Source organism: uncultured Nitrosomonas sp. (genome assembly GCF_902826915.1).
Lineage (GTDB): Bacteria > Pseudomonadota > Gammaproteobacteria > Burkholderiales > Nitrosomonadaceae > Nitrosomonas.
In genome coordinates this window covers 1-21837 of record NZ_CADEGP010000054.1, presented here as the reverse complement: position 1 = coordinate 21837, position 21837 = coordinate 1, and the positions used below count along the sequence as shown (strand labels likewise).

Below are 21837 nucleotides of genomic sequence, written 5' to 3'. Positions count from 1 at the left end.
ACAATATTGTTAAACTCAATCAGTTAGTTATGCTTTTTGAGTAAGCTCTACATAAAAGACTTAAGATCGAATGAAAGGATGAGGAAGTCGTGGTTCGAGAAGGTGTCAACGTGATGAAGCGGAGGGGGAATTAACGGGAGCAGGGTTTTCTAAATATTGTCCCTGTAATCGCAGCGCAAAGTTAATCAGACTATTAGGTCCGCTAAGATTGAGTTTTCGTGAAATATTGACACGGTGATTCTCAATGGTTTTTTGACTTACAAACAGCTTTTGGGCAATTTGTGGCGTGGTGAAACCTGCAGAAATTTTTGCGAGTACTTTGCGCTCTGATTTTGTGAGGCTTGTTATTTTATCCAGTGCGGTTTCGATTAATTTGTCGTGCTCCCCCTGAGTATTCAGTGTTTTTGCTAATTTCTCAATTCTTGCATGGATGCTGTTAATTAATTCTTCTTTGGTGAATGGCTTGGTAAGATAATCATCCGCGCCCATGTTCATGCCCATGCGAGTATCGGAGCGGGTCGATTTTGCGGTCAAGAAAATAAAAGCAGTGGATGATAGCTGGGGCGCTTGTTTTAATCGGGCAAGCACGTCGAAGCCATCAATTCCAGGCAGCATGATGTCACAAATGATGATATCGGGAATAAATTCCAGCGCGGTTTTTATTCCATCCTCCCCTGAAGGCGCGCTGATTACACGAAAGCCATAATGCCGGATGATTTCGGAAATATTATCACGTAGCGATTTTTCGTCTTCGACGATAAGGATTAATGTATTGTTCATCGTCGCAGCCTATACTGGTAGTCGAATCGTTACCGTGCAACCGTTGCCGGCTTTACTTTCTATACTGATGTTTCCACCATGAAGTGCGATGAGTTTTTTTGCGATCATGAGTCCCAGCCCGCTTCCTGGAAAAATCTTGGCATTGGACGCCCGGAAAAATGATTGACATAGAAAGGGTTGGTCTTTTTCTGGAATACCAATGCCATGATCCATGATGGTGACAAAGAAAGCATTATTCTGGAAGCGTACACCGAGACTAGGTGGTGGCTTTCCTTCTGAATATTTAAACGCATTCGACACGATATTGCGCAATATATTCTGCAGCAGAATTTCATCCATGCTGATGATTCGATCGGATGCATCAAATTGGTAATTGAGTTTTCTCTGCTGCCCACCGGGTTCTACATTGGCAGCAACAAAAGTGTCCATAAATTGTTTGAATGAAAGATCCTTTTTCGACAATTCAATTTTGCCTTCGTTAATTCGTCCGATATCTAAAATATTTTCCATGAGCTCGGTCATGCGCGTGGTTTCCTCGGCCATGATAGCTTTATGTTTTTGGAACAGCGCAACGAAGTCGGCGCTAAGATGGGTTGATTCCATTTTTAGATCCAACAAATCAATGCTGGAGCGAATCGTGGCAAGCGGCGTGCGGAATTGGTGCGAGGCAAGGTTAACAAATTGCGTCTTGAAACGGTTCAATTCGCGCTCTTTTTCCATCATTTTTTGCAACCGTTGCTCGGCCATTTTTATCAGTGTGATGTCATTTTCTACCGCCACATAATTGATCAACTTTCCTGTGTCATCGTATACTGCGGCGATATTCAGGTACAGCCAGATTTTCTCTCCTGCTTTGGTGTAATTGAGAATTTCACCGGAGAATGTGCCGGTGTTTCTCAACGACCGGGCAATTTCCTGGATGGTTGCGCTGGAAGTTTCAGGCCCCTGAAGAAAAGCTGCCGGATCAATCCCGATCACTTCTTCGGTACTATAACCCAGAATTTCTTCAAAGCTATGATTGATCCAAATAATTTTTCTCTCAGGATCGGTAATCATCACAATGCCGTTGGTTTTCTCAGCGACATAGGCCATGCGCTGTAACTCCAATTCATTTTTCTTCCGGGCAGTGATATTTTGTAACACGCCATATAAACCGATAATATCTCCATTCGGATCGAGCATAGGATAGAGGGTCGTGGTGTGCCATTTAATTCGTCCATCCGGCATTTTTACTAGGAATTCATTACTGTACTCTTCTTTGTGCGTTGTAACTTGCGCCATCAAAGCGCGCATTTTTCTTGCTTCAGATTCGGCGTAGTAATGCGTGTTTTCAAGTAAATGGAAACACTCAAAATCTTTTCCGACTTCATAAAATTGATAAAGATACTTCGACCAGGCAGTGAAATTTGTGGAAAATGTGTGAGACCAATCACCAATTTGAGCAGTAATACTCAGAAGGTGTAGCCGTTCTTTCTGGGACTCAAACGAATCGAAATATTTCAGGTTAAAGTCGGATCTGGAATTCATGGCATAGTAAACAACTTAAGTGAGTTAATCATGGTTTTTCAATGGTCTGTTAAACTGAAATGCTTGAAACGAGCCCTTTCCTGCACTTGATCCAGAAATTTTTTAGCGGGCGGCAATGTCGTATTTTCCTGAGACCATTGATTATTTAATCTCTTCCGGATTTAATTCCCCGCTGCTCGCGGTGGGGTGCTTTATTAAAATACAAAGCAATATTATCATTATGATAATCTCCTTCAAATACAGATTGTATGGCATTATTTAATAGAATATTGGACGAAATCTTATCTTGCATATTACGTTAGACATTCCAAATGCGCATCGAAGGCACTCTCCAAAGTGGAATGACAACCGAGGATTCGGATTCATAACGCCATCCCAAGGTAGTGAGGAGGTTTCTGTCCATATCTCTGTGTTTCCGAATCTTGATTCTGGAACTGACCTTGTTTTTGTAACTACATCTCAAGAGATGGCGCGACATTGCCACAAGATACGCCCAAAATACCATCTCATTCCTCGCCGCTGTGCAAATCAGATGCATCGCGCTATCTAGACAAATATCTCGTGGCTACACGATCTAAGAGCTAGCAAATGATTGATGTATTGTTTTTAGCAGTTGCATTAAGTATGGATGCGTTTGCCGTATCTATTGGCCTGGGATCGAAACAGAAAACAATTACCATTGCCTTGGCGTTTAAAGCAGGGGCATATTTTGGAATCTTTCAGGCACTAATGCCGTTGATCGGTTATCTTGGAGGGAGAGGTATTGTAGGTTGGGTTGAGGGGTACGCGCATTGGGTGGCATTCTCGCTGCTCGTGTTAATCGGTGGAAAGATGATTTATGAATCATTTGCTGAGGGTATTGAAGAAGATATAGTAAAGATTACGCATAGAGTGATGCTAATACTTGCCATTGTAACAAGTACTGATGCAATGGTGGCCGGTTTTACACTGACATTGCTTGATGTAAACCTGTTTATTGCTTGCATGATTATTGGTATTACAACTTTCTGTTTTAGCTGGTTAGGCGTATTTGTAGGCGTGAAAAGCGGCGCATGGCTTGAGAGTAAAGCTGGATTATTAGGTGGCGTCATCCTTATAGTAATTGGGCTGAAAGTATTGCTGTCATAAAGTATGTTTATTGGCCGTGATATCAAACATATAAAAAACACTATTAAAACCGACGTTCGTGTCTTGTATGGTTTATGGCAAACGCTATGTGTGAGACATGCGTTATGTGTCTTCTATCACTTTGAGATGTAATGTCGACAAAGTTCCATTGCCCTGAATAAATCGGAGCAATGGAACTTTGGGGGTAATTACTTAGAACGCGCAGCTTGGTAGCCGGTTCTGTTACCGTTGCTATTACTGTTCCGGAAAGAATTGCCGCGATTGTCGGCGTCGATGGAGCGACCGCGTTGCCCGTTACGGTTTCTGCCGGATTCACCCGTTGCGCCGAAGCCAGGGCGGCTGTCATGACCGGCGAAAGGTGAGCGTTTGCGTCTTTGAGTAACGTTAGGCGTACCTCTGGGTCCGTTACCTGGGGAGCGTGGTTTGATACGAGGCTCAAGACCTGGGATGGTATGCGATGCAATGCGTTGCCCGGTGTAGCGTTCAATTTTTGTCAGGTTCATGCCGTCTTTCACCGAGGCGAATGAAACTGCTATACCTGCTGCGCCTGCACGTCCTGTACGGCCAATGCGATGGACATAGTCTTCGGCGAATTTGGGTAAGTCAAAGTTGATGACATGTGTGATATCGGCGACGTCGATACCGCGGGCAGCGACATCGGTTGCTACCAGCACGCGCAGGCCGCCGTTGCGCAGCCGGGTCAATGTGCGGGTACGCTCGCGCTGATTCATATCGCCATGCAGTGCGGCTGCAGCATAGCCCTGTGCATACAAGTTGTCCGCTAAGGAATCGGCATCGCGTTTGGTAGCGGTGAAAACAATGGCTTGTTTCAATGTCTCGTCGCGCAATACATGATTGAGCAGACGGTTTTTGTGCGACATGTCGTCAGCGTAATGTAATCGCTGTTCAATATTGTCGAGCTTGGATTTAGGCGATGATACTTGAATGCGTTTCGGTGTTTTTAATAATTTTGCGGCAACTCTGTCAATCGCGTTGTCCAGCGTGGCGGAGAACAGCAAAGTTTGCCGGGTGGCCGGTGTGGCGGCTGCGATGGTTTCGACATCTTCAATGAAGCCCATATCCAGCATGCGATCTGCTTCGTCCAGTACCAGCATTTGCAGGCGTTTGAAATCAATGCGTCCGCGTTGAATGTGATCAATCAATCGTCCTGGCGTGGCCACCAGAATATCAACCGGCTGTGACAATAATTTGTTCTGCAGTGGATAGGGCATGCCGCCCAGGATGCTCACCACGTTGATGCGCGGTAAATACTTGCCGTATTTCTTTGCGGCCTCGGATACTTGCAGTGCTAATTCACGGGTTGGTGTCAGCACCAGAACGCGTGGTCCGCGGCTGCGGATTTGCGTCGGTGTTGCCAGCGCATGTAATGCCGGTAGCATGAATGCAGCGGTTTTGCCGGTACCTGTTTGTGCAGAGGCCATAATATCGTGGCCGGCGATTAATTCGGGCACGGCTTGTTGCTGAATCGGTGTTGGGGTGGTATACCCCGCTTCTTGAATTGCTCTAAGTATTGAGGGATTTAAGTTTAGTTCTTCAAAAGACACGTTATTTTCCTAAAAATACAGACAATGAAACACACAGGCATCATAATTTGCATGCCGCGAATGTGAATTGTGCGAAACCTTGTCAGCGCGTTAAAAAGCATCGCCGCTAACCAAAGTTGTTGCACTTTTTCGGAAAAAACTTGAAAAATTGGAAAGGTCAGGAACGATGAAGCCATGCAAAGTTGATCAAAAAATACTCTGCTCAACTTCGAGGCGCGAATTATACTGGATTCTTCTAGGCCTTGCAATTGTTTGCGATGATGTTTTTTTATTGAATAATGGCTTTGGCAAATTTTCGTTTGCCAACTTGTATCACAATAGATGTGCCGCGTGTTATTTGGGTCGATTTATCAGTCACTTTTTCGTTGTTCAATTTGACAGCACCTTGTTCGATCATGCGTAGCGCCTCGCTGGTGCTGGCGGTTAATCCCGTCTGTTTTAATAATTGCACCAGAGGTATTTCGTTGTCTGGGGTCTGGATTATTTTTTCTGGGATATCATCGGGCAATGCGCCGTGTTTGAACCGTGCTTCAAAGTCGATCAGCGCATCCTCGGCACTGCCCCGGTCGTGAAAGCGGGTAACGATTTCCTGTGCTAGCATCACTTTGATATCGCGCGGATTACGGCCTGTTTCAACTTCTTCACGCCATTTTTGAATGGTTTGTAGCGATTCAAAAGACAGTAATTCTAGATAACGCCACATCAGTTGATCTGAGATCGACATTAACTTGCCGAAAATTTCGGTTGGGCTTTCGGTGATGCCGATATAATTATTCAAGGATTTGGACATTTTGTTAACGCCGTCTAATCCTTCAAGTAACGGCATGGTAAGAATGCATTGTTGCGGTTGTCCAAAATGTTTTTGTAGTTCTCTTCCCATCAATAAATTGAATTTCTGATCGGTTCCGCCCAATTCCAGATCTGCTTTGAGTGCGACAGAATCGAAACCCTGAATCAAGGGGTACAAAAATTCATGAATGGCAATCGCTTGATTGTTGCGGTAGCGTTTGTCGAAATCATCTCGTTCCAGCATTCGTGCAACAGTATGGGTTGCAGCTAGTTTGATCAGATCCGTGGCATCCATTTTGCCCATCCAAATGGAATTAAACACCACTTCAGTGTGATCCGGATTTAGAATTTTAAAGACCTGTGTGGTATAGGATTGCGCATTTTCTGCAACCTGCTCCCGGGTGAGCGGCGGGCGGGTGCTATTTTTTCCACTGGGATCTCCGATCATGCCGGTGAAATCGCCGATTAGAAATAAAATATGGTGTCCCATATCCTGTAGCTGGCGCAATTTATTCAGTAATACCGTATGGCCAAGATGTAGATCCGGTGCTGTCGGGTCGAACCCGGCTTTAATGCGCAAAGGCTGTTCAGAATTTAGCTTGGTTTCCATCTCGGCTTCGACCAATAACTCTTGACTGCCGCGTTTGATGATTTCAAGTTGAGATTTTATTGAGCTGTTCACGTTGGGGGTTAATTTGTAATTTTTATTGGTAAAATGTTATTCTGAAATGCTTATTTAGGTCATTTTTAGTTGTTTCTTAGTACACATTGACTATTTTCATGTTAGACTCGCGCCTGTCTTAGTTACATGACTGGAGGTACTTCATAGTGCTATATACGCCTGTTAGCAGTAAACAAAGGATTCTAGCTCAAAAATCATCTAAACTAACAAAAAAATCAATTCGCTGGTTAGTGGCTTTATCCAGCATTCCACTATTTGGTATTGTCACTGCATTTGGTATCGCACCTAATTCTCCGTCATTTGGAGAAATCCCCATAGAAGAAATTGTTCTTGATCTTGATTTATCCATTCCAGATGCGCTTGTCGAGGCGCAATCTAATCAGTCCTTCTGGCGTCAGGAAAGTATTCGGCGCGGTGATACGATGGCCGCGATCTTGAACCGATTGGATGTCAGCAGCCAAGACTCTACCTATTTTCTTCAAGCGGCACGTGATAGTCGTGCGATGCGGCAGCTTAGACCCGGTAAAACCGTTTATGCGCAAACGACTGCTGAAGGTGAATTGTTGTCGTTACGTTATTTCTTCGGGAATGAAGAGCTGTTTTTGATGGAAAAAACAGACGATGCATTCAAGATGACGGAGCAGTCGATTGAATTAGATGCGCAGATTCACATGAAATCCGGCGTGATTAACAGTTCTTTGTTTGGCGCGACGGATAATGCTGGCATACCTAACAATATTGCCATGCAGCTGACTGAAATATTTGCATCAGAAATTGATTTTTATCGGGATTTACGTCAAGGAGACCGTTTTACCGTAGTTTATGAAACTTTTTCAAACAATGGTAGACGTACTAGATCTGGACGAGTGCTGGCGGTTGAATTTGTCAACAAAGGAAAATCTCACCAGGCGGTTTATTTCAAATCGTACAATGGTTCAGATGGGTATTACACTCCCGAAGGCGAAAGTTTACGCAAAGCCTTCTTGCTTTCTCCCCTTGCTTTTACACGTGTCAGTTCCGGTTTTACGAACAGGCGCTTTCATCCCGTACTTAAACAGTGGCGTGCCCATCGTGGTATTGATTATGCCGCTCCTACCGGCACTCCTGTAAAAGCCACGGCAAGTGGAATTGTTGCTTTTTCCGGTTCGCAACGTGGTTATGGCAATTTGGTTGTGCTCAAACATAACGGTAAATATGAAACAGCCTACGGTCACTTGTCTCGGTTTGCTTCTGGGTTAAGTAAAGGTAAGCGGGTAAACCAGGGAGATTTGATTGGTTATGTGGGCTCGACGGGCATGGCGACAGGGCCGCATTTACATTATGAATTGCGTGTTGATGGCGTGCAGCGTGATCCAACTAAAGTCGTGTTGCCAACTGCAATACCGATAGCAAAGCGCGATTTAAATACATTTAAGAATGAGGCACAAGCTTTGCTGGCTCGTTTAAGTATTATGCGCGACATTCATCTCGCTGCCATAGAGTAATCTGCTGAGTCTTATCGATTGACGGTTTGTTTTTTCGAACAAATCGTCGATTTATCAATTAAAATTGCCTCCCACTGCCCTCAATATACTCGAATAGTTGAAATCCATTTATTACATAGGGATGATGTCGGGCACCAGTCTAGATGGTGTGGACGTCGTGTTGGTGGATCTGCGGGAAACAACTCCGTTATTATTGGGAACTTTCTATGGTCCATATAGCAATGATTTGCGTGAAGCGCTGCTATTGTTGCACCAATCGGGTTATGATGAACTCCATCGCGCGGCAATGCTCAGCAACCAGTTGTCATATCGATATGCGGAAGCAATTACAGATTTACTAAGAAGTGCTGGTGTTTTTTCACAGCAGATCGTTGCCATTGGATGCCATGGACAAACGGTTAGGCATTGCCCTGAGATGGAGAAAAGCTATACGATTCAGCTTGTCAATGCGGCTTTGTTAGCTGAATTAACAGGAATCGCAGTAGTCGCTGATTTTAGAAGCCGTGATATTGCCGCAGGCGGACAAGGTGCGCCGCTGGTACCTGCGTTTCACGAAGCTGTCTTTAAGAGTCCAAACTGCCATCGCGTAATCGTTAATATCGGTGGTATAGCCAATCTCACGAATCTTGATCCTCATCACGCGGTCACGGGATTTGATTGTGGACCGGGTAATGTATTAATGGATGCATGGTGTTTGCAGCATACCGGAAGAACTTATGATCAGAACGGGCAGTGGGCAGCAACCGGCCAGGTTGTTTCTGCTTTACTGGAAGCCTTGTTGTCAGATCCCTTTTTTGCTCTTAAGCCCCCTAAAAGTACAGGCAGGGATTTGTTTAATCTTCATTGGCTGGGAAAGAAGTTGCAGGATGGGGAATCGCCAGAAGATGTCCAGGCAACGTTGTTGCAACTAACTGCTGTGTCAATTGCCGAGTCTATCCATACTCATTGTTTGGGCGCGGAAGAGGTTTATGTTTGTGGAGGAGGAGGACATAATTCTTTACTGATGAGTCGGCTTGCTGAGGTAATACGCGGGGGGGTTGTGTTGACTGATCAATTAGGTATTGCGATCGACTGGGTAGAAGCTTTCGCATTTGCTTGGCTGGCACATCAGGCGATTTTACGTAAAACGGGCAATCTGACAGCGGTGACTGGTGCGAAAGGAAGCAGAATTCTGGGGGCGGTTTACCCTGCGTGAAATTTCTAATGTAGATGCGCGTTATACTGAAAATGATGACCCACAACCGCAAGTGCTGGTGGCGCCAGGATTTTTGATGATGAACTGAGCGCCTTGTATATTTTCTTGATAATCTATTTCAGCACCGATTAGATACTGGAAACTCATAGGATCAACCAGCAGTTTGACACCGTTTCTTTCCATTACCGTATCATCTTCATTGATCAATTCGTCAAAAGTGAAGCCGTACTGAAAGCCTGAGCAGCCGCCGCCACTAATAAAAACTCTAAGATTAAGATGGTTGTTGCCTTCTTCCTCAATGAGTTGCTTAACTTTCGAGGCTGCGTTCTCAGTAAAAGTGAGGGGGTTATTCAGTTCAGTGTTCATATTAATTTCTTTAAGCTGTCAAATTATGGATTGATGGCAAATACTATACAGTATAAATCAGGGCGCATCATTTTTAGTAGTAGCGGTTTGCTGATCGATTGCTGGAGTTAAGGCTATCATTTTCTCTGATTGCTGCGTACCCTCTAAATCCCGCTTGTGCTTATGAATCATTTTTCCAGCAACGGAAGCGCCGAGCCGAATTTCTAAAGAACCATAATGAACATCGCCGAAAACTTCGGCTTTTTCTTGTAATTCCAGATATCCTTGCGCGTCAATGGGGCCGGTTACAGTGCCGTTAATGACAACATTAGTGGCTTTTATATTACCTCTGATACTGCCTTCATTGCTGAGTACGAGTGTGCTGTGCTCGTCATCGGTTGCAAAGATGTTTCCAGTAATGTGTCCATCGATTCGAAGGCCGCCGGTGAAATGAATATCACCCGAAATTTTCGTGTTTGCACCAATTAAAGTATCAATGTGATGATGCAGTTGGTTTTTCTTTTTTCTACCGAACATTTCCTCTCTCCTTCACAATGCCGGTTGTATAGTTTCAGATAGTATGGCTTTGTTGTTATCATTTCTAAAAATTTCTACCTGAATATTCTCTACGATGGAATTCGGTGGTACTTTAAAAAGTTCTTCCATCCTATGGAAGAACTTAAAGATAACAGGAAAATCTAGTTGCTGATTTTTTTTTGTGAGTGGTATTACTTTGCTCTGGTCATTTTGCGTCAGCTTAACTGTGAATCTTAAGTTTCCCTTAAAATCATTCGGCCTTTCTCCACCTTGAATTAATGTCAGTGCATAGCGGTACTCGCCAGGCGTTTGTGTTTCTTTCAAACTAAATTGATAAATTGAGATACCATTTTTTGTGTTGCTGGCGATCAGACGCTGGAAAAATTCCAGTTGTTCTTTTAATTGATCGTTTTCGCTAGCAAGGGACTTCATTTCTTCAGCAAGATTCTGATTGGCTGTGCTGCTGATTTGTAATTGCTGAGCTAAATCACCAATCTGGGCGCATAATTTTTGTTTCTTGGTTTGCCTGCATGTTCCAGGATCAAATAAGTAGGCTAATTTTTCTTCAATAGTATCTTCTTGCGTGTTGATCGATTGTCTGCCCATTTCGTACATAAGCCAAGAAAGCAAGAGCAGTAATGAGCATGCGATCATAATGCCTATCAAACGTGATTGCCAAGATGAGCGTGGGCGAACTACGACACGCGGGGATAGAATTTTGGGTTTTCTCTGGAAAAACTTATACACCGGGTGCTCTACAGAATTCGGCTCAATTTATCTGGATGTGATATGGGGGAATTGTTGTTCTCAAGGTAACAGTGGTACTTGATTAATTCCCAGTGCTTCAGGCAGGCCAAACATGATATTCATGTTTTGTATGGCTTGCCCTGCTGCGCCTTTAACTAAATTATCAGTTACCGATAGTACCACAACTGTATCACTATTTTGCGGTTGATGTACGGCGATGCGGCAAATATTCGAACCACGTACAGAACGAGTTTCCGGGTGTTTTCCGGCAGGTAGTACATCAACAAAAGCCTCGTTCTGGTAACGTTTCTCGTACAAGGTTTGCAGGTCGATTCGCTGGGTTAGTTTGGCATAAAGCGTAGCATGGATGCCGCGGATCATCGGTACTAGATGTGGAACAAACGTTAGGTTAACTGGTTTTTGAGCGACATTGGAAAGACCTTGTTTTATCTCGGGCAAATGTCGGTGCCCCGGCACGCCATAAGCTTTGAAATTATCAGATGCTTCGGCGTGCAAGGTATGTACTTCGGCTTTGCGTCCCGCACCGGAAATACCTGATTTGACATCGGCGATGAGGTGATTGATATCTATGACGTCGGCTTCTATTAGCGGCAAGAAACCAAGTTGTACAGCGGTTGGGTAACAGCCGGGATTGGCGGTAAGACGCGCATTTTTTACTAGCTCGCGGTTGATTTCTGGTAAGCCATATACCGCTTCAGCAACCAAAGCAGGGCAGGCATGTTGCATGCCGTACCATTTTTCCCATTCAGTAACATTCTTGATACGGAAGTCTGCCGCCAAGTCGATTACTCTAACGCCTGCCTTCAATAAGGATTCTGCTTGTTGCATGGCAATGCCATTAGGCGTGGCAAAAAATACTACATCGCATTTATTGAGTTTTGCATCCGCCGGATCACTGAATTTAAGATCGATATGTCCTCGCAGGTTGGTAAATAAATCGGCGACATTTATGCCAGCCTCACTTCGTGAGGTAATTGCTTTGATTTTCACTTTAGGGTGTAGTGCCAGTAACCGCAGTAATTCCACGCCGGTGTACCCTGTTCCACCAACTATGCCGACATTAATCATTGTGACTCCTGTTATATTCTGGGTAGATAATTTTGCCTTTTAACAAAAAACAAAAAAAGCCGCTCAATCGAGGCGGCTTTTTTGAAATCCTAATACGAGAAAACTAACGTTTAGAGAATTGCTTGCGCCGTCGCGCCTTACGAAAACCAACTTTCTTCCTCTCGACTTCACGCGCGTCACGGGTTACCAAGCCTGCCTTGCTTAAAGTGGGTTTAAGCGTTGCATCGTAATCGATCAACGCGCGGGTAATGCCATGACGCACTGCGCCAGCTTGACCTGATTCCCCTCCGCCATGAATATTGACCATAATATCAAATGAATTGGCATTATCAGTTAATTCCAGAGGTTGCCTTGCAATCATGCGACCTGTTTTTCGGGAAAAATAATCATCAATCGGTTTATTATTAATGACAATTGCGCCTTTCCCCGGTTTGATAAAAACGCGTGCTACAGCACTTTTGCGTCGTCCGGTACCGTAATTATATTGAGTGGCCATAGATTAAGCTCTAACTTCAAGTGGTTTGGGTTGCTGGGCAGCATGCGGGTGAGTTTCTCCAGCATAAATTTTAAGTTTCTTTATCATTGCATATCCCAAGGGTCCCTTCGGCAGCATTCCTTTGACCGCTTTCTCAAGTGGACGCGCTGGAAAGCGTGCGTGCATTTTGTTTAAAGGGGTTGCATAAATACCACCTGGGTAGCCGGTATGGCGATAGTAGACTTTATCTTCCAGTTTGTTGCCGGTAACTCGCATTTTGTCAATATTAACAACGATAATGTAATCGCCAGTGTCAACATGTGGTGTATAGATCGGTTTATGTTTGCCACGTAAGCGATGAGCAATCTGCGAAGCAAGGCGCCCCAATACTTTATTGGTCGCGTCAATAACGAACCAGTCATGATTTACTTCGTGTGGTTTGGCCGAAAATGTTTTCACGAAAAACTTGTCCTGCATATTCAAAAAGAGCCGAGAATTCTAAGTCAGTCATCGATAAAAGTCAAATTTGGAAAGCTTTATTTTTACCTTGTTGCCATATTCGTGCTGCAACCGGAGGTGGTGGGGCGTATTTGCTCAAGATTAGTGGATTTTGCGCTAATCGCCGCTATAATCATACAGAGAAGAAAAATGACATTTTTAATGAATAATTTTGAGTGAATTTCTGATTATCCAAATGAGTAAGTAGCATTTCATATTATTAAAAATACGCCGAGAGATACGCTTTGAGAGAGAAATCTGGAATCAGTTTGCACGTTGAGTCAGCGCCTTCCAATTTTATTCGTAATATTGTAGAGGAAGATAACCGCTCCGATAAATGGCATGGGCGCGTAGAAACGCGCTTCCCGCCTGAACCTAACGGCTACCTGCACATTGGTCATGCCAAGAGTATTTGCTTGAATTTTGGCATTGCACACGATTATGGCGGCGTGTGTCACTTGCGTTTTGACGACACAAATCCGGAAAAAGAGGCTCAGGAGTATGTCGACTCAATCTGTGACAGTGTTTCCTGGTTGGGTTTTGATTGGGGGCAACATCTCTATTATTCTTCGGATTATTTCAATCAGTTATATGAATTCGCAGAGTATTTGATTAATCGTGGAAAAGCTTATGTAGAAAGTCTTTCCGCTGATGAGATTCGTGAACTGCGTGGCACATTGACTAATCCGGGTAGAAACAGCCCTTTTCGTGACCGCCCAATCGCGGAGAGTCTGGACTTGTTTCGAAGGATGAAGGCCGGGGAATTTCCGGATGGCCAGTATGTGTTGAGAGCTAAAATCGACATGGCATCACCCAATATCAATATGCGCGATCCGGTGATTTATCGCATTCGCCACGTACATCATCAACGCACTGGCAATCAATGGTGTATTTATCCGATGTATGACTATACACACTGCATTTCCGATGCACTTGAAAGGATTACACACTCATTGTGTACGCTCGAATTTGAAGACCACCGGCCGCTTTATGACTGGGTATTGGATCAGCTGGCTGATAAAGTGCCGTGTCACCCTCAGCAGATCGAATTTGCTCGCCTCAATTTGACGTATACGGTGATGAGCAAGCGTAAATTGATTGAACTGGTGGAACGCAAGTTGGTTGACGGCTGGGACGATCCTCGGTTAAGCACACTGGCCGGAGTGCGTCGTCGCGGCTTTACGCCACGCGCTATTCGCTTGTTTACTGAACGTATTGGTATCAGCAAGGCTGATTCCTGGATTGACATGGGCGTGCTGGAGGACTGTTTGCGTGAAGATCTGAATGAAAATGCGCCGCGCCGTATTGCCATTCTTAAGCCAGTCAAGTTGATTATTGATAATTACCTGGAGGATCAGCAAGAAGATTGCTTCGCGCCGAATCATCCGCAGAAACCGGAATGGGGGAAACGTACTATCCCTTTTTCTAAGATTTTGTATATCGAGCGTGATGATTTCATGGAAGTGCCGACTAAGGGCTATTTCCGCCTTGCACCTGGTGCTGAAGTACGATTACGCTATGCTTTTATCGTCAAGTGTGTGCGAGTGGATAAAAATGCACAGGGTGATATCGAAGCCATTCATTGCACCTACGATCCTGACACCAAAAGTGGAACTCCTGGTGCAGAAAGCCGCAAAGTTAAAGGCAACATCCACTGGTTATCAATAAAACACGCACAGGCGGCAGAAATACGGCTTTATGATCGTTTGTTTGCAGATCCATACCCAGATAGTGGCGACAAGGATTATAAAGCTTCATTGAATTCAAACTCGAAGCAAATCATTGCGGCGTATGTAGAGCCTTCGTTGTGTGAAGTGAAACCTGAACAAAACTTTCAGTTCGAGCGCAATGGCTATTTCATTGCTGATCGAATCGATATGAAGCCCAATAAACCGGTGTTTAACCGTGCTGTAACTCTTCGCGATTCGTGGGGAAAGTTGGCGGGTACGTAACTATTTTGCTGCATGAATGCTACAAGTCAATAAATCAATCTGGGCATATGGGTATTCGCTCCTTTCATTATCAATATTAACTGCAACTGACTAGAATTTATTTTTCCATTCGCGTAATACCGCGAAAATATCTGCAGGATTTTGCAGTAGCTGCTTAGAATAATTTTGTGTACTGTTAATAATTGATCGATGTTCGCAGCGCAGGAACGGATTAATTGCTTTTTCGAGTACGAGTGCTGTCGGAATTGTTGGTGTGTTTTTGTGACGTAATGCTTGTGCAGTGGTTGCGAACTCGTTTAGTTTCTTATTTTCTGGATCAACAGCTTTGGCGAATGCTATGTTTTTCAGAGTGTATTCATGTGCGCAGTAAATCAAGGTAGCATCGGGTAACCGAGAGATTTTTTGTAGTGATTGATAGAGTTGCGCTGCAGACCCTTCGAATATTCTTCCGCAGCCGCAAGAAAAAAGTGTATCACCACAAAATAGCATATCCCATGGATCTGGCCCATAATAGGCAATATGCCCTCGAGTGTGTCCAGGTGTATCTAACACCGTGAGATTAAGTGATATATCCGGTAGGTTTACGATATCATTTTGTTGCACAGGATTTGTTATGGCAGTGATTGATTCATTGTCTGGTCCGTATACGGGAATATCAAACCGCTGAAGTAATCCCGCCACACCTCCGGTATGGTCGTTATGGTGATGAGTAATAAGAATCGCGCAGAGTTGTAGTTTATTTAATTGCAGATATTCAATCACCGGGGCCGCGATACCCGGATCAATAACAACTGCATAATTTTGATTATGGACTACCCATATATAATTGTCTTTAAACGCGTGTACCGGATATATATTAAGCATGAAAGCTCCATTTAAAGAAGTTGGCACGATGAAAAGTGTTAATTGATGTCAGTAAATAGTGTAAATTCTGATATCGAGTAAGCGATACGGTTCATGATGATTGAGCAAAATGCCCGGCAATGGTTTGAGTCTTCTCTTGGTCAATATTTGATTGAACATGAGCGCCGCTATTTTGATCAGCTTATGGCGAATATATTTGGTTACAATGCGGTGCAGATAGGTTGGCCGCAGTTTGATTTTTTACGCCTGAATCGAATGCCTTTACGTTTCTCTGTAGGGCCTGAGCGCGAGGTCTCGTTACGTGCTGAGGCGGGTTTTCTTCCTATCCAAACTAACAGTATGGATCTTGTCATTTTGCCACATACGCTCGAGTTTAATGCAAATCCTCATCAAATTTTAAGAGAAGTTCATCGAATTCTAATACCCGAAGGCCATCTTGTTATTTCAGGTTTTAATCCCTTCAGTCTATGGGGGGGCTGCCATCATTTAAAATCAATGCGAGGAGAATTTCCGTGGAATGGAGATTTTATTGCATTATCGCGGCTTAAAGATTGGTTGAAATTGTTGGATTTTGAAATGGCTGGTGGCCGACTTTGTTGCTATGCGCCACCATTTAAGCAAGAAAAATGGCGCCGACGGTTTGGTTTTATGGAGGCCGCAGGGGATCGCTGGTGGCCAATTTCGGGGGGAGTATATTTCTTGCATGCCATTAAACACACGCATGGGATGCGAATTATCAAACCTAACTGGAAAAATAGTTTGGAAGCCAAGAAAAAAATGGTACCGATTGCTCGGGAAATCATCAAAGCCTCTAAGGAAGAGCGATCATCAAGCAATTCAAGGCAGATTGATGATTTAAATAAATCATGATCGAGGCTGATTCAAAAGTTGTTGAGATATATACGGATGGTGCGTGCAAAGGAAACCCAGGTATTGGAGGGTGGGGAGCTTTGCTGCGATACGGCGATCATGAACGGGAAATTTTTGGCGGGGAGAAATTTACCACCAATAATCGTATGGAGTTACTTGCTGCAATTCGTGCTTTAGAATCTTTAAAGCGTTCCTGCAAAGTACATTTACATACCGATTCACAATACTTGCAAAAAGGTATTAGCGAATGGCTTGATTCATGGAAGGTGCACAATTGGCGCACCGCAAGTAAAAAGCCGGTAAAAAACGAAGATCTTTGGAAACGGCTTGATCAATTGACCCAACAACATGAAATCGAGTGGTGCTGGGTGCGAGGACATTCCGGGCATACCGACAATGAGCGTGCTGATCAATTAGCTAATCGAGGCGTTGAAGTGATAGTTACTGAAGAGCTGCAAAAATGCTAGGGACAGGAATATGCGTCAAATTGTGCTAGATACTGAAACAACGGGCCTAGAATACAAGTTGGGGCATCGCATTGTTGAGATTGCAGCCGTTGAGTTATGTAATAGGCAATTTACTAGCAGTCATTTCCATTACTATCTTAATCCAGAACGAGAAAGTGATGAGGGTGCTTTGCAAGTTCATGGTTTAACGATGGGATTTCTTCAAGATAAACCAAAATTCCATGAGGTTTCCAAGGAATTTTTGAGTTTTATTAGTGAAGCTGAGCTGATTATCCATAATGCGCCTTTTGATGTTGGATTTATCAATCATGAGTTAGGTTTAAGCAATTTAAAAACACTCGATAGCTATTGCCCGCTAATAACGGATACACTAAAACTAGCAAAGGAGCTTCATCCTGGTAAGCGTAATAATCTTGATGCTTTGTGTGAACGATACAATGTTGACAATTCAAAGCGTAAGCTGCATGGCGCATTACTAGACGCTGAATTGCTGGCGGAGGTTTATCTTGCGATGACGCGTGGGCAAGAAAGCTTGTTGATTGAATTGGAATATGTTGAAGCTGTGCAGCATTCGCTGACAGATCTGGACAGTTCTAATTTAAGAGTTATTGCGGCGACTGCTGAAGAGAATGCGCAACATCGCGAGATACTAGGAGAAATTGCACGAGTAAGTAACAATAAGTGCCTGTGGAATAATCTTGAAACGACAGGTACGCCTGATGAGAAATCAAGTAGGGTGAGCAATTAATGAGTCATTGTGATTGTTTTTCTGATTGGATTCTATAGATCTGGAAAGGATTGTGTTTAGATGTCCGATGATGTGGCATTTCCTGGTAAGTGATTACATGTCAAGAGGTACAAAACCATTTCAGCAATACCGAAAATTAGACTCTGGCCAATTACGTATAAGGGTTTAGAGCTATTACTTAAAATGCGCAATAATCTCAGGAAATTTGAGAATTTCTTCACATAAGCTTGTTTACAATGTTGAGCGAGCAGTTTCGAGTTAAGAACACAGAATTTGCATGAAACAGAAACTATTAGCGCATGTTATTTATTGTTTAATGATGTCTGCCACCATGACTGGGTGTGTATCTGCAATTGTTACGGCTGTAAATCTTGATTTTTCCGGTGTCTTTGTCGAACCCTGGCTTTATTCGTGGAGTATTGCATTTCCAGTGGGTTTTGTTTTGCTGCTATTCGTGTCGCCGTGCTTTAAACGCATTGTGGAGGCATTCATACGTTAATGAGTAATGCAGAGCAAACAATAGAAAAAGGATGTTTGTCAGCGGCATTATTATTTTAAGTTACTCGATAAGGTTTTTTCTTATGCCAATGCAATCCATCAATCCGGCCACAGGCCAAATCATACAATCGTTCGCAATTTGGCAAACCGAAGAAATCGATGCGGCGCTGAAACAAGTGGAGTCGGCGCAGGCTGAGTGGGCGTCGTTTAGTTTCGCGCAACGATCGGGTTTGATGCTCAATCTTGCGCAGCTCTTCCGGCAGCGTAGCGAGGAATATGCCAATCTGATTACCGAAGAAATGGGGAAATTGCTCAAGGAAGCTAGGGCGGAGATAGAAAAATGCGCGCTAGGTTGTGAGCATTACGCTAATCAAGCTGAATCCTATCTGCGCGACGAGATGATTGCCTCCGATGCCAGCCGCAGTCTGGTGGTTTATCAGCCTTTAGGTACTGTGCTTTGCATCATGCCGTGGAATTTTCCTTTTTGGCAATTAATCCGCGCTGCTGCACCGGCGATGATGGCGGGTAACGCGGTGGTGCTTAAGCATGCGTCAAATGTACCGCGTTGTGCACTGGCGTTGGAAGATGCATTTCATCAAGCCGGTTTTCCGGAGCATGTCTTCTGCACGCTGATGATTGGTGCCGAACAAGCGCAAGCAGTCATTGCCGACCGACGCATTGCTGCCGTTACCTTGACGGGCAGTAGCGCTGCAGGACGAAAAGTCGCAGCAATTGCTGGGCAGCACTTGAAAAAATGCGTACTCGAATTAGGCGGTTCAGATCCCTTTATTGTGCTGGATGATGCTGATATCGAATCAACTGCCAAGCAGGCCCTTGTGGCGCGTTTGCAAAATATGGGGCAGAGTTGCATTGCCGCCAAGCGTTTTATTCTCATCGATACGATTGCCGATGCTTTTGTCGCGCAATTGAAAATGCTCTTCAGCCAGCTACAAATCGGCGATCCGAAACACAAGGACACCGGTATTGCGCCGATGGCGCGTGAAGACTTGCGCACCGAGCTGCATACACAAGTTGAACGAAGTCTAGCATCAGGTGCTAAGCTTGTATTTGGCGGTAATGTTATCGGTGCGCAAGGCGCGTACTACGCGCCGACAATACTGGATCAGGTGCAGCCGGGTATGGCAGCGTTTGATGAAGAATTATTTGGTCCGGTCGTGGCAATCGTGCGTGTGAAAAATGCAGAGGAAGCGATTCAATTAGCCAATCGGACGCAATTCGGTCTTGGCGGCAGCGTATGGACACGCGATGCGATGCTCGGCGAAGCGCTGGCGCGGCAGATTCATGCGGGTTCCACTTTTGTCAACGGTATTGTCAAAAGCGACCCGCGCCTACCATTTGGAGGTATTAAGGAATCCGGTTACGGACGGGAATTGTCGTATCACGGCATTCGCGAATTTGTGAATATTAAAACGGTGTGGATCAAGTGACAGTTAATGGTTGAGCAATTACAAACCAGTATGTAATCCAGGTATGCCGATGCGTTGGATATAAATAGCATTATTGCCTTCTTCGTAAGCGAGTAATTTACCCTCTTTATGCCAGAGGCGAAATGCCAGTGAATATGATAGTACTCGGATCGGATAATCACGTGGCAGGGTTTGCAGATAGGGTTGTATCGTAGTGAAATTGGCCGCGCCATATTGTTGCATAATAAAACGTAAACCTCCGTTAGCGGGGCCGATGTTGTAGGCTAACAATCCCAAAAAGAGATCGCCTTTCATTTCAGCCAAATAATGTTTAAATGTGGCTGCGGCGACAAAAGCGTTATGACGAGAGTTCTCCAAAGCGATTTTTTCTGAGCCAAGCCGTTTGCGTGCCTGCGCCATGACTGCTTCCGGGACGCGGGTGATTTGGAACAATCCTTTGCCACCATCGCTGCTGTCTCGCGGGATGAAAGATGATTCTGTTGCTGCAATGCCGTGTAGCAGATTGACATCCATATTAAAAGAACGGGCGGCATCTTCGATCGCCTGCCGATATTCCTGTGAGCGATTAACCATTTTTTGCAGCTGCGTGACATCATGTCGCCGGTAAGCTGCATAGACTTGATGCGAGATCGTCACGCGCCCAGCTTCTTCCTTGCCACCGACCAAAGTGCGGAAATTGCCATAAGCCAGTGTGAATTGGTCGTGTGTGACAAGCCAGGAAATCAGCAACGCCAATATCAAGGATAAAGCCGGAGCCAGAAATTCCGAATGCAATCGCAGCCATTTTCTCAGCTTCCACCAGCCAACCAGAAATAGGCTTACGGCTAATATCAAACCCAGTACGCCGGTAGCAAACGGTAGCAAGTTGACCAAAAAACTGGTGCCTGAAAACCGACTGGCGGAATAACCGAGGAGCATGATAATGGCGCAAAATGCCGCAATGCCCAAACCAAAAGTTTCGATGCTAGTCAGCAATATTTTCCGCCGGAGCCCACTGGATTGAATTCTTTTGGTTCGCTTTCTTGGCTTGTTGGTAGCGCTGGCATTACGCACAACTTTAGTGCGTTTGCGTCTCTGTTTCGGCTTGATGTCATCGGCTTCGGGATTGTTGGGCGGATTTGTTTTATCCATTGAAATAAGATCTAAGCAATTGGATCAATGGTGATTAACCGATAATGTACTTTATGCATATTTAATTTTTTAATGGCTTTACTGGGCGAAGAATAAGGGTTTCCCCGGTATCCGGTATTGTCTTGCTTACGTTAAGGTGCGTTCCTGTCATTTTACTTTGAGTTATCACGATCAGGAACATGAGCGAGGAAAAAATGCATAATGCAGGAGAAAATAGAAACACAAGAGTATATGCGGCAATCGGAGTTCTGTTGCTTGTTTTTCTGAGCATCGGCAATGTGCATGCCACCAACCTGCCAAATTTGCTTGAACAAAACGGTCTGGAATTGGGCGGTTGGATTAACGGTGGCGCGACTTATAATTCTAACCATCCTTTCGATGGTTTCAATGGGGCGGTTACTTTTTCTGATCGCGCTAATCAGTTTCAGTTGAATCAGCTCAATATATTTTTACAACGTAATGTTGAATCGGAAGGCACAAAGTGGGATCTCGGTGGCTGTTTCGATTTCCTGTTTGGTACTGACGCTATTTAGAGCTTACTCAAAAAGCATAACTAACTGATTGAGTTTAACAATATTGTATTATTTGGTAAAATGGTGCACGTAAATATGTGAATTAACACCAAAAACCGTGCACTATGATTCGTTATATCAGCCAAAAGCAACTGCCACTCGAAGGATTTGATACACCGCCGGGCATGATTCTAGATCCCAATAATCGCTGGGTAAAACTGAGAGATTGTCTACCGTGGGATGAATTGTCCGAGAGTTACTATAAGACGTTATGTTCAAGACTAGGCCGTCCAGCCAAAGATGCCAGAATTGTGATTGGGGCGGTGATTATTAAACATAAATTATCGATCTCGGATGAAGAGACGGTTGAACAGATTCGAGAAAATCCGTACCTGCAATATTTTATTGGCCTGAAAGGTTTTCAAGCGAAGGCACCCTTTGCGTCATCATTACTGGAGCTATGATTATTTCTGGTGTATGACAAGTGAGGAGAAAGCGGTGTAGCC

Annotated in this window: 23 protein-coding genes and 1 pseudogene; 12 read left to right on the top strand and 12 right to left on the bottom strand. The window is 44.3% G+C overall.

The features are described from left to right. Positions 1 to 105: 105 nt before the first annotated feature. Both QZV86_RS10145 and QZV86_RS10140 read right to left on the bottom strand, forming a co-directional pair. Positions 106 to 780 carry a response regulator gene (locus QZV86_RS10145; RefSeq protein ID WP_295627316.1) on the bottom strand — a complete coding sequence of 225 codons (675 nt, stop codon included), beginning with the start codon at positions 778 to 780 and terminating at the stop codon, positions 106 to 108. A gap of 9 nt (positions 781 to 789) precedes the next feature. After that, positions 790 to 2307, bottom strand: coding sequence for a PAS domain S-box protein (locus QZV86_RS10140; RefSeq protein ID WP_295627313.1), 1518 nt, complete (start codon positions 2305 to 2307; stop codon positions 790 to 792). A 286-nt stretch (positions 2308 to 2593) separates the two neighbouring features. Here QZV86_RS10140 and QZV86_RS13815 point away from each other — a divergent pair. Beyond that, positions 2594 to 2713 (top strand): annotated as a pseudogene (locus QZV86_RS13815) (hypothetical protein); the annotation flags it as partial. A gap of 182 nt (positions 2714 to 2895) precedes the next feature. Continuing rightward, on the top strand, positions 2896 to 3435 hold the full coding sequence (locus QZV86_RS10135; RefSeq protein WP_295627310.1) for a manganese efflux pump MntP family protein: 540 nt from the start codon (positions 2896 to 2898) through the stop codon (positions 3433 to 3435). Positions 3436 to 3623: 188 nt separating this feature from the next. On the opposite strand, the gene QZV86_RS10130 is transcribed toward QZV86_RS10135, so the two are convergent. Next, the gene (locus tag QZV86_RS10130; protein WP_295627307.1) at positions 3624 to 5000 is read right to left on the bottom strand and encodes a DEAD/DEAH box helicase; all 1377 of its coding nucleotides are present in this window, start codon (positions 4998 to 5000) and stop codon (positions 3624 to 3626) included. Positions 5001 to 5268: 268 nt separating this feature from the next. Then, positions 5269 to 6471, bottom strand: a complete 1203-nt coding sequence (gene tyrS, locus QZV86_RS10125; RefSeq protein WP_295627304.1) for a tyrosine--tRNA ligase — start codon at positions 6469 to 6471, stop codon at positions 5269 to 5271. A gap of 146 nt (positions 6472 to 6617) precedes the next feature. Between tyrS and QZV86_RS10120 the strand changes: the two genes are divergently transcribed. Both QZV86_RS10120 and QZV86_RS10115 read left to right on the top strand, forming a co-directional pair. After that, positions 6618 to 7955, top strand: coding sequence for a peptidoglycan DD-metalloendopeptidase family protein (locus QZV86_RS10120; RefSeq protein WP_295627301.1), 1338 nt, complete (start codon positions 6618 to 6620; stop codon positions 7953 to 7955). 97 nt (positions 7956 to 8052) lie between these two features. Next, complete coding sequence (locus QZV86_RS10115; protein ID WP_295627298.1) at positions 8053 to 9150, top strand: anhydro-N-acetylmuramic acid kinase; 1098 nt, start codon at positions 8053 to 8055, stop codon at positions 9148 to 9150. Between the two features lie 21 nt (positions 9151 to 9171). Here the strand turns inward: QZV86_RS10115 and erpA are convergent, their stop codons facing one another. From erpA to rplM, 6 genes are all read right to left on the bottom strand, one after another. Continuing rightward, positions 9172 to 9522 (bottom strand): iron-sulfur cluster insertion protein ErpA, encoded by a 351-nt coding sequence (gene erpA / locus QZV86_RS10110; RefSeq protein ID WP_295627320.1) that lies wholly within the window; start codon positions 9520 to 9522, stop codon positions 9172 to 9174. Between the two features lie 51 nt (positions 9523 to 9573). Next, on the bottom strand, positions 9574 to 10032 hold the full coding sequence (locus QZV86_RS10105) for a polymer-forming cytoskeletal protein (RefSeq protein ID WP_295627294.1): 459 nt from the start codon (positions 10030 to 10032) through the stop codon (positions 9574 to 9576). 12 nt (positions 10033 to 10044) lie between these two features. After that, complete coding sequence (locus QZV86_RS10100; RefSeq protein ID WP_295627291.1) at positions 10045 to 10698, bottom strand: DUF6776 family protein; 654 nt, start codon at positions 10696 to 10698, stop codon at positions 10045 to 10047. Positions 10699 to 10839: 141 nt separating this feature from the next. Continuing rightward, positions 10840 to 11868, bottom strand: coding sequence for an N-acetyl-gamma-glutamyl-phosphate reductase (gene argC, locus QZV86_RS10095; RefSeq protein ID WP_295627287.1), 1029 nt, complete (start codon positions 11866 to 11868; stop codon positions 10840 to 10842). A 103-nt stretch (positions 11869 to 11971) separates the two neighbouring features. Next, complete coding sequence (rpsI, locus tag QZV86_RS10090; protein ID WP_293006844.1) at positions 11972 to 12364, bottom strand: 30S ribosomal protein S9; 393 nt, start codon at positions 12362 to 12364, stop codon at positions 11972 to 11974. A 3-nt stretch (positions 12365 to 12367) separates the two neighbouring features. After that, a complete protein-coding gene (gene rplM / locus QZV86_RS10085) occupies positions 12368 to 12802 on the bottom strand; it encodes a 50S ribosomal protein L13 (RefSeq protein WP_295627281.1) in 435 nt (144 codons plus the stop codon). A 284-nt stretch (positions 12803 to 13086) separates the two neighbouring features. Between rplM and QZV86_RS10080 the strand changes: the two genes are divergently transcribed. Continuing rightward, positions 13087 to 14793 (top strand): glutamine--tRNA ligase/YqeY domain fusion protein, encoded by a 1707-nt coding sequence (locus tag QZV86_RS10080; RefSeq protein ID WP_295627276.1) that lies wholly within the window; start codon positions 13087 to 13089, stop codon positions 14791 to 14793. Between the two features lie 90 nt (positions 14794 to 14883). Here QZV86_RS10080 and gloB read toward each other — a convergent pair whose 3' ends face one another. After that, the gene (gloB, locus tag QZV86_RS10075) at positions 14884 to 15657 is read right to left on the bottom strand and encodes a hydroxyacylglutathione hydrolase (protein ID WP_295627273.1); all 774 of its coding nucleotides are present in this window, start codon (positions 15655 to 15657) and stop codon (positions 14884 to 14886) included. 93 nt (positions 15658 to 15750) lie between these two features. Here gloB and QZV86_RS10070 point away from each other — a divergent pair, with 93 nt between their 5' ends. The 5 genes from QZV86_RS10070 (at position 15751) to QZV86_RS10050 (ending at position 19688) form a co-directional block, all read left to right on the top strand. Continuing rightward, a complete protein-coding gene (locus QZV86_RS10070) occupies positions 15751 to 16527 on the top strand; it encodes a methyltransferase domain-containing protein (RefSeq protein ID WP_295627270.1) in 777 nt (258 codons plus the stop codon). Then, the gene (rnhA, locus tag QZV86_RS10065; RefSeq protein ID WP_295627267.1) at positions 16524 to 16994 is read left to right on the top strand and encodes a ribonuclease HI; all 471 of its coding nucleotides are present in this window, start codon (positions 16524 to 16526) and stop codon (positions 16992 to 16994) included. Before QZV86_RS10070 ends, rnhA begins: the two co-directional genes overlap by 4 nt. A 10-nt stretch (positions 16995 to 17004) precedes the next feature. Then, on the top strand, positions 17005 to 17742 hold the full coding sequence (dnaQ, locus tag QZV86_RS10060) for a DNA polymerase III subunit epsilon (protein ID WP_295627264.1): 738 nt from the start codon (positions 17005 to 17007) through the stop codon (positions 17740 to 17742). 277 nt (positions 17743 to 18019) lie between these two features. Then, positions 18020 to 18241 carry a DUF2798 domain-containing protein gene (locus QZV86_RS10055; protein ID WP_295627262.1) on the top strand — a complete coding sequence of 74 codons (222 nt, stop codon included), beginning with the start codon at positions 18020 to 18022 and terminating at the stop codon, positions 18239 to 18241. Between the two features lie 82 nt (positions 18242 to 18323). Further along, positions 18324 to 19688, top strand: coding sequence for an NAD-dependent succinate-semialdehyde dehydrogenase (locus QZV86_RS10050; protein WP_295627259.1), 1365 nt, complete (start codon positions 18324 to 18326; stop codon positions 19686 to 19688). A gap of 18 nt (positions 19689 to 19706) precedes the next feature. Here QZV86_RS10050 and QZV86_RS10045 read toward each other — a convergent pair whose 3' ends face one another. Further along, a complete protein-coding gene (locus QZV86_RS10045; RefSeq protein ID WP_295627256.1) occupies positions 19707 to 20819 on the bottom strand; it encodes a lytic transglycosylase domain-containing protein in 1113 nt (370 codons plus the stop codon). Positions 20820 to 20998: 179 nt separating this feature from the next. Here QZV86_RS10045 and QZV86_RS10040 point away from each other — a divergent pair, with 179 nt between their 5' ends. Both QZV86_RS10040 and QZV86_RS10035 read left to right on the top strand, forming a co-directional pair. After that, on the top strand, positions 20999 to 21352 hold the full coding sequence (locus QZV86_RS10040; RefSeq protein WP_295627253.1) for an outer membrane beta-barrel protein: 354 nt from the start codon (positions 20999 to 21001) through the stop codon (positions 21350 to 21352). Positions 21353 to 21456: 104 nt separating this feature from the next. Beyond that, positions 21457 to 21795, top strand: a complete 339-nt coding sequence (locus tag QZV86_RS10035) for a transposase (protein ID WP_295627250.1) — start codon at positions 21457 to 21459, stop codon at positions 21793 to 21795. Positions 21796 to 21837: the final 42 nt, after the last annotated feature.

Coding starts and splice junctions, on each gene's coding strand:
- QZV86_RS10140 (WP_295627313.1), bottom strand. CDS start 2,307: ATGAATTCCAGATCCGACTTTAACCTGAAATATTTCGATTCGTTTGAG.
- rnhA (WP_295627267.1), top strand. CDS start 16,524: ATGATCGAGGCTGATTCAAAAGTTGTTGAGATATATACGGATGGTGCG.
- argC (WP_295627287.1), bottom strand. CDS start 11,868: ATGATTAATGTCGGCATAGTTGGTGGAACAGGGTACACCGGCGTGGAA.
- dnaQ (WP_295627264.1), top strand. CDS start 17,005: ATGCGTCAAATTGTGCTAGATACTGAAACAACGGGCCTAGAATACAAG.
- QZV86_RS10050 (WP_295627259.1), top strand. CDS start 18,324: ATGCCAATGCAATCCATCAATCCGGCCACAGGCCAAATCATACAATCG.
- QZV86_RS10035 (WP_295627250.1), top strand. CDS start 21,457: ATGATTCGTTATATCAGCCAAAAGCAACTGCCACTCGAAGGATTTGAT.
- QZV86_RS10145 (WP_295627316.1), bottom strand. CDS start 780: ATGAACAATACATTAATCCTTATCGTCGAAGACGAAAAATCGCTACGT.
- gloB (WP_295627273.1), bottom strand. CDS start 15,657: ATGCTTAATATATATCCGGTACACGCGTTTAAAGACAATTATATATGG.
- QZV86_RS10070 (WP_295627270.1), top strand. CDS start 15,751: ATGATGATTGAGCAAAATGCCCGGCAATGGTTTGAGTCTTCTCTTGGT.
- QZV86_RS10055 (WP_295627262.1), top strand. CDS start 18,020: ATGAAACAGAAACTATTAGCGCATGTTATTTATTGTTTAATGATGTCT.
- rpsI (WP_293006844.1), bottom strand. CDS start 12,364: ATGGCCACTCAATATAATTACGGTACCGGACGACGCAAAAGTGCTGTA.
- QZV86_RS10045 (WP_295627256.1), bottom strand. CDS start 20,819: ATGGATAAAACAAATCCGCCCAACAATCCCGAAGCCGATGACATCAAG.
- QZV86_RS10135 (WP_295627310.1), top strand. CDS start 2,896: ATGATTGATGTATTGTTTTTAGCAGTTGCATTAAGTATGGATGCGTTT.
- QZV86_RS10040 (WP_295627253.1), top strand. CDS start 20,999: ATGAGCGAGGAAAAAATGCATAATGCAGGAGAAAATAGAAACACAAGA.
- QZV86_RS10105 (WP_295627294.1), bottom strand. CDS start 10,032: ATGTTCGGTAGAAAAAAGAAAAACCAACTGCATCATCACATTGATACT.